This is a genomic window from Neisseria sp. HMSC061B04 (assembly GCF_001836705.1).
Lineage (GTDB): Bacteria > Pseudomonadota > Gammaproteobacteria > Burkholderiales > Neisseriaceae > Neisseria.
The window spans coordinates 47075-59782 of the sequence record NZ_KV830189.1 but is presented as its reverse complement, the minus strand read 5'-3'; the positions used below and the strand labels follow the sequence as shown (position 1 = coordinate 59782).

Sequence of the window (12708 nt, the reverse complement as noted above, 5' to 3'; positions counted from 1 at the left end):
CCCTACAAAAGCCTTTTAAATTCGTTTTGCCAACTCTTCGGCTTTACCCACATACAACGCAGGGGTCAACTCAAGCAATTTGGCTTTGGCTTCTGCTGGAATTTCCAACGATTCGATAAAGAGTTTCAACACTTCAGGCGTAATGCCGTCTTTACCGCGTGTCAGGTCTTTCAGCTTCTCGTAAGGATTGGCCACGCCGTAACGACGCATTACGGTTTGGATTGGCTCGGCCAGCAGCTCCCAAGTAGCATCTAAATCGGCAGCAAGGGCGGCAGGATTCGGCTCAAGCTTGTTCAGACCGCGCAGATGGGCGGCAAAGCCCAATACGGTATAGCCCACGCCTACGCCCATATTGCGCAATACGGTGCTGTCGGTCAGGTCGCGCTGCCAACGGGAAATCGGCAGTTTTTCGGACAAAAAGCCCAATACGGCATTGGCCATACCGAGGTTGCCTTCGGAGTTTTCAAAGTCGATTGGGTTGACTTTGTGCGGCATGGTGGAAGAACCGACTTCGCCTGCTTTGACTTTTTGTTTGAAGTAACCCAAAGAAATATAACCCCAAACGTCGCGGTTGAAGTCGATCAGAATCGTGTTGACACGGCTGATGGCTTGGAAGAATTCCGCCATATAGTCGTGCGGCTCGATTTGAATGGTGTAAGGGTTGAAGGTCAGGCCGAGGCTGATTTCGACAAAGTTGCGGCAATGGGTTTCCCAATTCACATCGGGATAAGCGACCATATGGGCATTATAGTTGCCGACTGCGCCATTAATTTTGCCGAGGAATTCTTGCGCTTGCAGGTTTTTGAACTGGCGTTGCAGGCGGTACACGACATTGGCGATTTCTTTACCCAGTGTGCTTGGCGTCGCAGGCTGGCCATGCGTGCGGCTCATCATAGGGACGGCAGCCAACTCATGCGCCATCCCGGTCAGTTTTTCGATGATTTCGGCCAGTTTCGGCAGCAAAACAGTCTCACGCGCTTCTTGCAGCATTAAAGCGTGGGACAGGTTGTTGATGTCTTCGCTGGTGCAGGCAAAGTGAATGAACTCGCTGGCAGCAGCCACTTCAGGCACGCCGGAGAAGCGTTCTTTAAGCCAATACTCGATGGCTTTGACGTCGTGATTGGTGGTCGCCTCAATGGCTTTGACGGCGGCGGCATCTTCAAGTGAGAAGTTTTCGATCACTTTGTCGATTTCGGCAAGCGTAAAATCGCTGAAAGCAGGAACTTCTGCAATCTTAGGCTCGGCGGCAAGGGCTTTGAGCCAGTTTAATTCAACTTTGACACGCGCACGCATCAGGCCGTATTCGGAGAAAATCGGACGCAATGCTTCAACGGATTTGGCATAGCGGCCATCTAATGGGGAAAGTGCAGCGATAGGGTTAATCATGTCGGATCTTCCTATGGGATGAAAACCAAATTGTTTGCAATTATACATGATTTTACACTTCAAGGCCGTCTGAAAAGCAGGTTTCAGACGGCCTTTTCAGCGTATTTCTCATAAAATTCTTTTCAGAGGTTCAACTTTGCAAATTCGATTTACGATATATGCCATCTTCACGGATAATATCGGCTGACTTTCTGTAAATAATGAGGTTTTATGAATATCAAACGTTTTTCCCTAGCTGCAACCGTATTTGCGGCTTTGATGTTGAGTGCCTGTGAAACAACCACCACATCGAGCGGCGGTGGCAGCTGGACCAACATCGGCACCATCTCTGAAGGCAATATCAAAGTGGCCATTGATAAAAGCAGCATTAAAAGAAATGGTGCACTGGTTACTTTCCGCGATAAAAAAACCGTTTCAAAACTGAAAGAGGAACGTTTCGTCAACACGCCTGCCTATAAAACGGCCATTGGCAGCTGGGAAATTCATTGCTCAAACAAAACCTATCGCCTGGCAGCGCTGCAACTGATGGACGAACACGGCCGGGTGATTTCCAACCAAAGCTATACGCCGACCAGCATCCGCCCAATGAGCGTCATGAGCGGCACGATTACTGAAAAACAATACGAAACAGTGTGCGGACATAAGCTTTAATCCACACTTATTCACAAAGTTATCCACAGTTTAAATATTTAAAAGGCCGCCTGAATGCTTTGAATATCAAGTTTCAGACGGCCTTTTTATGTTTTGATGGAAATTTATCTTCAAATTTATCCACAAAATTTGTTTATTCAAAAATAATTTATTACAGCGATTCATTTACGCTCAAAATTTGCTTCACTTTTTGCCAGAGTATTTCACAAAATACTGCTTTCTACTCTATTTACTGACTTACTATCTGCTTAATCGATCTGTATTTACAGACTGCTATGTATCAAACTGGATCTGCACTAAATGCTTTTCACACAGGTATTCCAATCTTTTGGAAAAAATTTACTTCTCCAAATGAATACTTTTTCTTTGATGATACAACCCTTCTTTAACGCAGCCTTGCTCCTGTTTCTCCATCAATAATCTGGCTGGGCGTTTTCTGCTTACCTATCAATCCGCCTACAACCCAGACTTTCCTGCCGAACTGTCTTCTGACCTCCCTTGCCGTTTTGCACGCCCGTTTGCCTGCACGATTGCATGAAGTAGAGACTAAAGGCATTTCCAAAACCTGACACAAACGCCTTGCACCTGCATGCGCAGGAACCCTGACAGCCAATTTACTGCGTCCTTTCCCACGCAATAAGGGCAATACTTTTTTGCCGGCCGGCAATAAAAAAGTTTTCGGAGCCGGCCATGCTTCATGCAGCATGGTTTGGATATTTTCAGACGGCCTTTGCAGCAAAGGTTGCAACTGTTCCAAGCTATGGCCAATGACAATCATACCTTTGTGTTGCGGTCGTTTTTTCAGATGAATCAGTTGATTGAGTGCTTTGGGCAAAGTAGGGATACAGCCTAAGCCATAGCAAGACTCGGTGGGATAGGCGACCAAACCGCCTTTTTTAAGATGCGCCTGCAGCCTACGTTGGGCTGCAGCCGATAAAATTCTGGGGAACATCATCATATACCAAGGCCGTCTGAAACTGCGATTGTCGGACAATCTGTGTTCAGACGGCCTATTTCTATTCATTATTAACGGTTGATGGCTTTATCGGCAATGTCTTTACGGTATTGCATACCGTCAAAACGGATGGTTTCCAATGCCTCATAAGCCTTACTCTTAGCTTGTGCAACATCATCACCCAAACCGACGACACACAACACACGGCCGCCGTTGGTTACCACTTCGCCTTTTTCATTCGTTGCAGTACCGGCATGGAAAACTTTACCGATTTGATTAGCCTTATCCAAACCGGAGATCACATCGCCTTTTTTCGGAGAGTCAGGATAGTTTTGTGCGGCCAACACCACGCCTACGGCAGTCTGCGGATTCCATTCGGCGGTAACACTATCCAGTTTGCCGTCGATTGCTGCTTCAATCAAATCCACCAAATCACTATTCAACCGGCTCATAATCGGCTGGGTCTCAGGGTCGCCGAAACGGCAGTTGAATTCAATGGTATAAGGCGCACCACTTTTATCAATCATCAAGCCCGCATATAAAAAGCCGGTAAACTCATGACCTTCTGCTTTCATACCTGCCACAGTCGGCAAAATAATTTCATTCATCGCGCGCTCGTACACATCAGGCGTTACTACCGGAGCAGGGCTGTATGCACCCATACCGCCGGTATTAGGGCCTTTGTCGTCATCCAACAGGCGTTTATGGTCTTGACTGGTTGCCATCGGCAAAACATGATTGCCGTCCACCATAACGATAAAGCTTGCTTCCTCGCCTTGCAGGAAATCTTCAATCACGACGCGCGCGCCTGCATTGCCCATTTTGTTACCCAACAACATATCGTCGATAGCGGCATGGGCTTCATCCAAAGTCATGGCGACAATCACGCCCTTACCGGCAGCCAAACCATCCGCTTTAATGACAATCGGCGCACCTTTTCGGTTGACGTAATTATGTGCCGCATCGGCATTTTCAAAGGTTTGGTATTGCGCGGTTGGAATGTTATATTTTGCCATAAACGCTTTAGCAAAATCCTTTGAGCTCTCCAACTGGGCCGCGTATTGAGTCGGGCCAAAAATCTTCAATCCGGCAGCACGGAAGTCATTGACCACACCTGCAGCCAAAGGCGCTTCAGGGCCGACTACAGTAAAGGCAATATTTTCATTACGGCAAAAATCAATCAAATCTTGATGCGCCGTTAATGCGATATTCTGAAGTTTAGGTTCAATTGCCGTTCCGGCATTACCAGGTGCAACAAAGACAGTTTCTACTTTAGACGACTGCGCTAATTTCCAAGCCAGTGCGTGTTCACGTCCACCATTACCAATAACGAGCAATTTCATACCATCTCCTTGAAGAATAGATGTTGTCAATTAAATTCAATCGATGGAATTATTGTTCCATCTTGTATAGCTGTTTCAAATTAAGAATAATATTGCACCAAGACAACCATACTCTAATTTCAAACAACAAAAGGAAAATCATGCAAAAGCGTATTGACGAAATTCAAAGCAAATACCGCGAATGGTGCGAATTACTGCCGCAACTGGAGGCAGATATCGCCCGATGGAAACATGCTGCAAGCCTCATGCAGGACATGGATGAATTCTATACCAACGAATACCAAACGTGTCATCAAGCCATTGAAGAAGGTGCAGATGTTGATTTGCGTACACAGGGCGAATACAGCATTATGAGCGAAGATGCCCTATGGAACGCACTGGGAGAATTTCATCAACTGGCTTGGGAACACTTGCGCTCAAGCGTAAATGCTTTAGACAGATACCAAGGCTAAAACATCAAAGGCCGTCTGAAACTTTTGATTGATCAAATATGTTCAGACGACCTTTTATTCAAACGGCTTCTCAGTATTTACTTCAATTTGGCGCGTATTTTTCCAGGCGGCAATACAGGCTTCATAATCGGCCAACGCTATTTTTACTGTCAACTTACAATCCAGCTGCAAATCCTGTTCCACAATATCGGCCTGATATTGTTTGGCAATCCGTATCGCCTCATTCAAAACTGGATATTCACACTTCAACCAAACCGTTTTTTCAACATTCTTTTCAACAACTTCAGCTATCGCCAGCGCCTGAGCCGTTGATTCCTTATAGGCATGAATCAAACCGGGAACACCCAATAGCGTACCGCCAAAATAACGCACAACCACAACCAATACATCCGTTACGCCAACAGAATCAATCTGCCCCAGAATAGGGCGGCCAGCGCTCCCGGACGGTTCTCCATCATCATTTGCGCGAAACTGCATTCCATCCACACCCAATCGATAGGCGTAGCACCAATGTCGTGCTTTGTGATGCTCTTCCTTTAATGGGTCGAGATATTTCTTCACATCAGCCAACGTGCGGATCGGATAGGCATATGCGATGAAGCGGCTGCCTTTATCTTTAAATTCAGCCTGTGTCGGTGTGGTAATGGTTTTATAGGTCGTAATCATGCCAAAATATTTTCAGACGGCCTTTGTTATAAAAGGCCGTCTGAACGTTTCACGTGAAACATTAGTTTTTCAGTGCTTCTGTCAGTTGAGGCACAACTTCAAACAAATCACCAACCAAGCCGTAGTCTGCCACATTGAAAATAGGCGCATCAGCATCTTTGTTGATGGCAACAATCACTTTACTGTCCTGCATACCGGCAACGTGTTGGATAGCACCGGAAATACCGATAGCGAAGTATAGTTGCGGCGCAACCACTTTACCGGTTTGACCCACTTGGGCATCGTTTGGCGCATACTCGGCATCCACTGCCGCACGGGACGCACCAATCGCCGCACCCAAAACATCTGCCAAAGGAGTCAACACTTCATTAAATTTTTCAGCACTGCCCAATGCACGGCCACCGGAAACAATCACTTTTGCCTGAGTCAATTCAGGGCGGTCAGACTGAGAAAGTTGACGGTTTACGAAACGGCTCAGGTTTTGAGCAGGTGTTGCCTCAACATTGACCACTTCTGCATTACCGCCTTGTCCGGCAGCATCAAATGCTGTCGCACGGAAAGTCAGCACCAGTTTTTCAGAATTGGATTGAACGGTTTCAAATGCATTACCGGCATAAATCGGACGGACAAATGTCGAGTTATCCACAACTTCGGTTAAATCCGAAACTTGTGGCACATCCAACAGGGCAGCTACTCGGGGCAACAGATTTTTACCAAACGCAGTTGCAGTCGCAGCCACATAGCGGTAATCCGCAGCCAGTTTAACAACCAAAGGCGCTAATTCTTCTGCCAAACCTTCAGCGTAATAGGACGCATCGGCTACCAAAACCTTCGCTACGCCTGCAACCTGTTTCGCCTCTTCAACCACCGCAGCAGCATTACTGCCGGCAACCAATAAATCTACATTACCCAATTTAGCGGCAGCCGTTACCGCATGCAAAGTGGCAGGATTCAAATGTTGGTTATTATGTTCCGCAATAATCAATACGCTCATTTCATACTCCTTAGATCACTTTGGCTTCGTTTTTCAGCTTTTCAACCAACTCGGCAACATCAGCTACTTTCACACCGGCTTGACGTGCTTTAGGTTCGGCAAATTTCACGGTATTCAAACGCGGAGAAATATCCACAGCCAAATCGGCAGGACTTAATTTTTCCAAAGGTTTTTTCTTTGCCGCCATGATATTAGGAAGTTTGACAAAGCGTGGTTCGTTCAAACGCAAATCCGCACTGATGACTGCAGGCAGCTTCAATGCAACAGTTTCTTCGCCGCCGTCAATTTCACGAGTTACCAATGCTTCTTCGCCTTCAATTTGCACTTTTGATGCAAAAGTACCTTGAGCCGCATTCAACAACGCAGCCAGCATTTGGGCAACTTGGTTGGCGTCATCATCAATTGCCTGTTTGCCCAGCAGTAAAATTTGCGAATTTTCTTTATCCGCAACAGCTTTCAGCAATTTTGCAACGGCCAAAGGCTCCAATTTCGCATCAGTCTCAACATGAACCGCACGGTCAGCACCCATCGCCAAAGCAGTACGCAACGTCTCTTCGCATTTTTTCTCGCCAAGAGAAACAGCAACAATCTCGCTTACTTTTCCGGCTTCTTTCAAACGGACAGCTTCTTCTACCGCGATTTCATCAAACGGGTTCATCGACATTTTGACATTACCGATATCCACATCGGAACCATCGGCTTTCACACGAACTTTGACGTTGTAGTCCACTACGCGCTTTACTGCGACCAGTGCTTTCATTCAATTCTCCTAAAAAGAATGCCCATCAAATCAAGCATACTGCTTTTGATACATTCTTTATATAAAATCCAATTCGGTTTTCACCAACATGACAAAACCAAATTTATATAAATCTTGGCAAATAGAGCGAAATTATATCATTTCTAAAGCATTTACTCAGAAAATAAATCCAACTCCCCAGCAATTATTTACCGTATGCTGCAACACACTCCATCAAGGTTTGATAAACCTCGTCAACATTGGGAATTTGAGCAATACCGCCTAAATTTTTTGCATAAGCCGAAACTTGAACGCCGGTCTTGGCCGGATCTGTATCTGTATAAATTCCTACGACAGGCTTTTCCAACGCATTGGCAAGATGCAGTAGTCCGGTATCTACGCCAACAATACCTTCTGCGTTTTTCAATAAAAATGCAGCCTGTAATAAATTCATTTTGTCGCAAACCGAGGCAAACGGTAAATCGCTTGCAATCTGTTCGGCACGCATTTTTTCGGTTTCATTTCCCCATGGCAGATATACATTGCATTGTTGTTCTTCATTCAACTTTTTCAATAATGCACGCCAGTGTTCTACCGGCCATAATTTACTGTCGCGACTGGTTGCATGCAAAGCAACGTAATAAGGGGATTGCAAATTTTTCAGACGGCCTGATTCAGGAACCGATAAACCAAACACCTGCGTTTCAGGCATTGTATAACCAAATACTTGAGCGAATAATTCACGGTTTCGCCAGACCGCATTTTTACCTTTCGGCACGGCAAATGTTTTACCGTATGCAAGGGCAGCCAAACTTTCACGCGCGCTGTGTTTATCCAAACCGTAAATAGGGGATTTCGCCATTTTGGCAAAGCATGCGCTTTTAATCAGTCCTTGACTATCTAAAACAAAATCAAAAGATTCAGCCTGTAAATCCGTTTTCAGACGGCCTATTTCACGCCACGTTTCAGCCTGAAAAAGGTGTTTGCGCCACTGCCGCCATTTCATTACATGAACCTTTTTGACAAAAGGATGCAGGCGCGCAATATCCGCAAATCCGGCCTCACACAACCAATGCAGTTCTACCTCAGGACATTGTCTTGCCAAATCTTCAACTGCGGGCAACGTGTGAATTAAATCGCCCATACTGGACAAGCGGACAAGTAAAATCTTCATATTTTGAAAGATGTTTCACGTGAAACAATAGGATTTAAAATATATTTTATTGATTATTAATATATTTTTTTATTTCTTCGGCGTTTTCTAAAATAATAGCTCCGGCAGAATGCATTTCCTTCCATGCGGATTCAACCGTTTCCGGAGCAATACCTCGGCAAGCCGCCTGATTGACGATGACTTTCCAAGCCCCGCCTTTAAGCAACTGTAAAACCGTTGTCTTCACACAATAATCCGTTGCCAAGCCGCCGACAATAACTGTATCTGCATTTTGACAGCGCAACCATTCGATCAAACCTGTACTGAGCTTTTCTTCAATATCGTGAAAACATGCGCCGTAAGGATGCAATTCAGGATCAACGCCTTTCCAAACACAATAATCGTATTCCTTGGCTGAAGGCAGGCCATCCAACAATTCATAGCCATATGTTCCAACCATCGCATGCGCCACCCAAGTCAAATCCGCATCGGGTAAACCTGTCGGCTTCAACATATCAACAGGATTATCCACAAGCCATTTTGCCGCGGCATGATGCGCATCTTTCGTCATCACGCGCAAATCCGCCAATGCAGCTTGGGCATTGAGTTCATCCGCAATCAGATGGCCTTCGGCAACAGGCAATTCTTTCGGGCACAAAGGCGTAAACGTTTTTTGTGCATCTACATCGATAGAAACAATCATGGAATAATATAACCTATTGATTTTATTTTAAATAATTTAAATTTTGCATTTATTTCCAATGTACGGACATTTGGAATAAATGCCTTGTATTATAACAAATTACGACTGCAAAATGTGGGAAAACATCTGTGATATGATGACAGTTTGCACAGAATATTTATCCACAAATTATGTCCTATTCAATTACGCCTATTGCAACCGTTCATTCCCCCTACAAGCAAAAATTCGGCATTGCCCGCCAACCCGGTTTGGTTCCTGCGGCAGAAATTTGCATTGAACTCTCTCCTGAATTTACCGCAGACAGCGTTCGGGGATTGGAAGATTTCGACTATGTGTGGATAAGTTTTATTTTCCACGCCGTATTAGATGAAGGTTGGGCGCAAATGGTGCGTCCGCCACGGCTTGGAGGCAAACAAAAAATGGGCGTATTTGCCACGCGCAGCCCGCACCGCCCCAATCATCTCGGTTTATCCCTGCTGAAACTCGAACGCATCGAAACAGGCAAATCTGTCCGCATTTATTGCAGCGGCGCAGACCTGTTGAACGGTACTCCGGTAGTGGATATCAAACCCTACATCCCGTTTGTCGAATCCAAACCTGACGCATCATCAGGCTTTGTCAGCGGCAAACCTGAAGAATTGAGCGTAGTCTGGGCAGAAAGTACGCTTGCGGAACATTTATCCACAGAAGAAAAACATCTTATTGAGCAAAGCATTGCCCAAGATCCCCGTCCTGCCTACCAAGATATTCCCGAACGGATTTATGTAATGAATATTGCGGATTATGAAGTGCAGTTTAGGATAGAAAACAAATGTGCCACAGTGATTAAACTATCCACAATCTGATTGCAGATTGAAATTTTCTACAAACGAAAGGCCGTCTGAACATTTCAGACGGCCTTTGAGTTATCCATAGACTGATTGATTCAGCCTGTTATCCTTTAGATTTTGCTGGCAAAGAATTCCAAGGTACGAACCAATTGGCAAGTGTAAGACATTTCATTGTCGTACCAAGCAACGGTTTTCACCAATTGTTTGTCGCCTACGGTCATCACGCGGGTTTGAGTGGCATCGAAGAGTGAGCCGTATTCAATACCAATGACGTCGGAAGATACGATTTGATCTTCAGTGTAGCCGTAAGACTCGCTGGCGGCAGCTTTCATCGCAGCATTGATTTCTTCTTTGGTCACAGGACGCTCCAGAACAGAAACCAGTTCGGTCAAAGAGCCGGTAGCAACGGGAACGCGTTGGGCAGAACCATCAAGTTTACCGTTCAATTCAGGGATAACTAAGCCGATGGCTTTAGCGGCACCGGTGCTGTTCGGTACGATATTCAAGGCAGCGGCACGGGCGCGGCGGAAGTCGCCTTTGCGGTGTGGCGCGTCAAGGGTGTTTTGGTCGCCGGTATAGGCGTGGATGGTGGTCATCAAGCCTTCGACAATACCGAATTCTTTTTGCAATACCGCAGCCATAGGAGCCAGGCAGTTAGTCGTACAAGAAGCGGCAGAGATGACGGTTTCGCTGCCGTCCAAAATATCTTGGTTTACGCCGTATACGACAGTTTTCACATCATTGCCGCCGGGAGCCGAAATCACAACTTTGCGCGCACCGGCACGGATATGGGCTTCCGCTTTGGTTTTATTGGTAAAGAAACCGGTACATTCGAGGACGACGTCCACACCCAGCTCGCCCCAAGGCAGTTCTTCAGGATTAGGATTGGCAAATACTTTGATTTCTTTGCCGTTAACAACAATAGCGTCGTCTTTCAATTCGGCAGAGCCTTCAAAGCGGCCTTGGGTGCTGTCGTATTTGAAGAGGTGCAACAGCATGTCAGCAGGAGTCAAGTCGTTAACAGCAACGACTTCGATACCTTGGGCTTTTTCAATTTGACGCAATGCCAGACGACCGATACGGCCAAAACCATTAATCGCTACTTTAATACTCATTTTGCTACTCCTAATTAGATGGAATGGGAAAAATTTTTCAGTAAGGCCATTGTATCCTGAAACAAAATTACTTTCTAGGATTACAGATAATTACTTTTAAGTTGTTTGATTTAAATAAAGAAAACATGAAATTCTTGTTTGTAGGAAAATATCAGGTAAATCGAATTAGTCCTAGCTTTTGATATTTTATTTCATAAAAACCTTTTTCCAATCTTAAAAGTTTCATAAGTTTATGGAAATCATAAACTTAGTTCTATTTCTTCCGTATTTGGTCATTTTGTGTTGATAACTCAGTGTTTTCTTCAAATCATAATATTTTAATTTTTAAAATGATGATTTTGATGAAGAACCAAACTATCTGTGGATAACGGAATAACTTTCTTTAAAACCAATTTGATAGTTACTTTTTATCTTTGAGGCCAACCTCAACTGAATGCCGGAATAAAAAAGGATAGAATCTTAGTTTCCCTATTTATCTGTGGATAAAAACCAAATTACCCACTTCAATTTCACACACCTTTGTGGATAATTCAAAACGTGAAGTTCATCCCTGCAAAACATCCATATTGGCAAATACTATTAAAAATGATGGCTTGTTTTTTCCTTTTTAACGTATCATTTGCCCATTAGATTTTTTAAAAGGAAGCAATTATGCTGCAACGGACTTTAGCCAAATCAGTAAGCGTTACCGGTGTTGGCCTGCATTCGGGCGAAAGGGTCGCTCTGACTTTGCATCCTGCCGAAGAAAACAGCGGTATTTCGTTCCGCCGTACTGATTTGAGCGGGGAAATGGGCGAAGTCATCCAATTGAATCCTTATTTGATCAACGATACCCGCCTCTCTTCAACCATTGTTACCGATAAGGGCGTGCGCATCGGTACGATTGAACACATTATGTCGGCTCTGTCTGCCTACGGCATCGACAATGCCTTGATTGAATTGAACGCGCCCGAAATCCCGATTATGGACGGCTCGAGCCTGCCGTTTATTTATCTTTTGCAAGATGCGGGCGTTGTCGATCAAAAAGCCCAAAAACGTTTTTTAAAAATCCTCAAACCCATTGAAATCAAAGAAACCGGCAAATGGGTGCGCTTTACGCCTTACGACGGCTTTAAAGTTACTTTAACCATCGAATTCGACCATCCTGTATTCAATCGTAGCGCACCTACTTTTGAGATTGATTTTGCAGGAAAATCCTATATCGATGAAATTGCCCGCGCCCGTACCTTCGGCTTTATGCACGAAGTGGAAATGATGCGCGCCCACAATCTCGGACTGGGCGGCAATTTAAACAATGCCATCGTGATTGACGACATGGATGTTTTGAATCCGGAAGGTTTGCGCTATCCCGATGAATTTGTCCGCCACAAAATCCTTGATGCGATTGGCGATTTGTACATTGTTGGCCATCCGATTATCGGCGCGTTTGAAGGTTACAAATCAGGCCATGCCATCAATAATGCGCTGTTGCGTGCCGTTTTGGCAGACGAAACTGCTTACGAATGGGTTGAGTTTGCCGATGACGAAGAATTGCCCACCGCTTTTCACGAGCTGCCGGCAGCCTGATAGAAAGTAGATAAAGCAATCCAATGAGAAGGCCGTCTGAAAGGTTCAGACGGCCTAAATCATGTCATTTTCCACAATTAATTATCCACATATTCATTCTTTTTATCTTATTGAAAAATAAAAATATTAAAATTCAACTCTATTCTTATACACAT

13 protein-coding genes are annotated in these 12708 nt (G+C 44.9%); 4 read left to right on the top strand and 9 right to left on the bottom strand.

From position 1 onward, the window contains the following. Window positions 1–15: 15 nt before the first annotated feature. Complete coding sequence (gene purB, locus HMPREF2661_RS04975) at window positions 16–1386, bottom strand: adenylosuccinate lyase (protein ID WP_070822577.1); 1371 nt, start codon at window positions 1384–1386, stop codon at window positions 16–18. 210 nt (window positions 1387–1596) lie between these two features. On the opposite strand from purB, the gene HMPREF2661_RS04970 reads away from it, so the two are divergent. Further along, on the top strand, window positions 1597–2037 hold the full coding sequence (locus tag HMPREF2661_RS04970) for a surface-adhesin E family protein (RefSeq protein ID WP_049323011.1): 441 nt from the start codon (window positions 1597–1599) through the stop codon (window positions 2035–2037). Between the two features lie 385 nt (window positions 2038–2422). On the opposite strand, the gene HMPREF2661_RS04965 is transcribed toward HMPREF2661_RS04970, so the two are convergent. Continuing rightward, window positions 2423–2992 carry an L-threonylcarbamoyladenylate synthase gene (locus tag HMPREF2661_RS04965; RefSeq protein WP_049323029.1) on the bottom strand — a complete coding sequence of 190 codons (570 nt, stop codon included), beginning with the start codon at window positions 2990–2992 and terminating at the stop codon, window positions 2423–2425. A gap of 71 nt (window positions 2993–3063) precedes the next feature. Beyond that, entirely contained in the window at window positions 3064–4335 is a 1272-nt protein-coding gene (gene purD / locus HMPREF2661_RS04960; protein ID WP_049323010.1) for a phosphoribosylamine--glycine ligase, read from the bottom strand. Between the two features lie 140 nt (window positions 4336–4475). Between purD and HMPREF2661_RS04955 the strand changes: the two genes are divergently transcribed. Continuing rightward, window positions 4476–4787, top strand: coding sequence for a DUF4298 domain-containing protein (locus HMPREF2661_RS04955; RefSeq protein WP_049323009.1), 312 nt, complete (start codon window positions 4476–4478; stop codon window positions 4785–4787). Between the two features lie 54 nt (window positions 4788–4841). On the opposite strand, the gene HMPREF2661_RS04950 is transcribed toward HMPREF2661_RS04955, so the two are convergent. The 5 genes from HMPREF2661_RS04950 to HMPREF2661_RS04930 all read right to left on the bottom strand — a co-directional run bounded on the left by HMPREF2661_RS04950 (window position 4842) and on the right by HMPREF2661_RS04930 (window position 9042). Then, window positions 4842–5453, bottom strand: a complete 612-nt coding sequence (locus HMPREF2661_RS04950; protein WP_049323008.1) for an IMPACT family protein — start codon at window positions 5451–5453, stop codon at window positions 4842–4844. A 61-nt stretch (window positions 5454–5514) separates the two neighbouring features. Continuing rightward, window positions 5515–6447: an electron transfer flavoprotein subunit alpha/FixB family protein gene (locus HMPREF2661_RS04945; protein ID WP_049359009.1), complete on the bottom strand. Its 933-nt coding sequence runs from the start codon at window positions 6445–6447 to the stop codon at window positions 5515–5517. A gap of 10 nt (window positions 6448–6457) precedes the next feature. Then, window positions 6458–7207 carry an electron transfer flavoprotein subunit beta/FixA family protein gene (locus HMPREF2661_RS04940; RefSeq protein WP_049323005.1) on the bottom strand — a complete coding sequence of 250 codons (750 nt, stop codon included), beginning with the start codon at window positions 7205–7207 and terminating at the stop codon, window positions 6458–6460. A 184-nt stretch (window positions 7208–7391) separates the two neighbouring features. Further along, complete coding sequence (waaC, locus tag HMPREF2661_RS04935) at window positions 7392–8360, bottom strand: lipopolysaccharide heptosyltransferase I (RefSeq protein ID WP_070822575.1); 969 nt, start codon at window positions 8358–8360, stop codon at window positions 7392–7394. Window positions 8361–8406: 46 nt separating this feature from the next. Next, the gene (locus HMPREF2661_RS04930) at window positions 8407–9042 is read right to left on the bottom strand and encodes a nicotinamidase (protein ID WP_049349188.1); all 636 of its coding nucleotides are present in this window, start codon (window positions 9040–9042) and stop codon (window positions 8407–8409) included. Window positions 9043–9212: 170 nt separating this feature from the next. Between HMPREF2661_RS04930 and tsaA the strand changes: the two genes are divergently transcribed. Then, window positions 9213–9887: a tRNA (N6-threonylcarbamoyladenosine(37)-N6)-methyltransferase TrmO gene (gene tsaA / locus HMPREF2661_RS04925; RefSeq protein ID WP_070822573.1), complete on the top strand. Its 675-nt coding sequence runs from the start codon at window positions 9213–9215 to the stop codon at window positions 9885–9887. A gap of 95 nt (window positions 9888–9982) precedes the next feature. Here tsaA and gap read toward each other — a convergent pair whose 3' ends face one another. Next, on the bottom strand, window positions 9983–10987 hold the full coding sequence (gene gap, locus HMPREF2661_RS04920; RefSeq protein ID WP_003747744.1) for a type I glyceraldehyde-3-phosphate dehydrogenase: 1005 nt from the start codon (window positions 10985–10987) through the stop codon (window positions 9983–9985). A gap of 651 nt (window positions 10988–11638) precedes the next feature. On the opposite strand from gap, the gene lpxC reads away from it, so the two are divergent. After that, on the top strand, window positions 11639–12553 hold the full coding sequence (gene lpxC, locus HMPREF2661_RS04915) for a UDP-3-O-acyl-N-acetylglucosamine deacetylase (RefSeq protein ID WP_036492441.1): 915 nt from the start codon (window positions 11639–11641) through the stop codon (window positions 12551–12553). Window positions 12554–12708: the final 155 nt, after the last annotated feature.

Coding starts and splice junctions, on each gene's coding strand:
- purB (WP_070822577.1), bottom strand. CDS start 1,386: ATGATTAACCCTATCGCTGCACTTTCCCCATTAGATGGCCGCTATGCC.
- HMPREF2661_RS04970 (WP_049323011.1), top strand. CDS start 1,597: ATGAATATCAAACGTTTTTCCCTAGCTGCAACCGTATTTGCGGCTTTG.
- HMPREF2661_RS04965 (WP_049323029.1), bottom strand. CDS start 2,992: ATGATGTTCCCCAGAATTTTATCGGCTGCAGCCCAACGTAGGCTGCAG.
- purD (WP_049323010.1), bottom strand. CDS start 4,335: ATGAAATTGCTCGTTATTGGTAATGGTGGACGTGAACACGCACTGGCT.
- HMPREF2661_RS04955 (WP_049323009.1), top strand. CDS start 4,476: ATGCAAAAGCGTATTGACGAAATTCAAAGCAAATACCGCGAATGGTGC.
- HMPREF2661_RS04950 (WP_049323008.1), bottom strand. CDS start 5,453: ATGATTACGACCTATAAAACCATTACCACACCGACACAGGCTGAATTT.
- HMPREF2661_RS04945 (WP_049359009.1), bottom strand. CDS start 6,447: ATGAGCGTATTGATTATTGCGGAACATAATAACCAACATTTGAATCCT.
- HMPREF2661_RS04940 (WP_049323005.1), bottom strand. CDS start 7,207: ATGAAAGCACTGGTCGCAGTAAAGCGCGTAGTGGACTACAACGTCAAA.
- waaC (WP_070822575.1), bottom strand. CDS start 8,360: ATGAAGATTTTACTTGTCCGCTTGTCCAGTATGGGCGATTTAATTCAC.
- HMPREF2661_RS04930 (WP_049349188.1), bottom strand. CDS start 9,042: ATGATTGTTTCTATCGATGTAGATGCACAAAAAACGTTTACGCCTTTG.
- tsaA (WP_070822573.1), top strand. CDS start 9,213: ATGTCCTATTCAATTACGCCTATTGCAACCGTTCATTCCCCCTACAAG.
- gap (WP_003747744.1), bottom strand. CDS start 10,987: ATGAGTATTAAAGTAGCGATTAATGGTTTTGGCCGTATCGGTCGTCTG.
- lpxC (WP_036492441.1), top strand. CDS start 11,639: ATGCTGCAACGGACTTTAGCCAAATCAGTAAGCGTTACCGGTGTTGGC.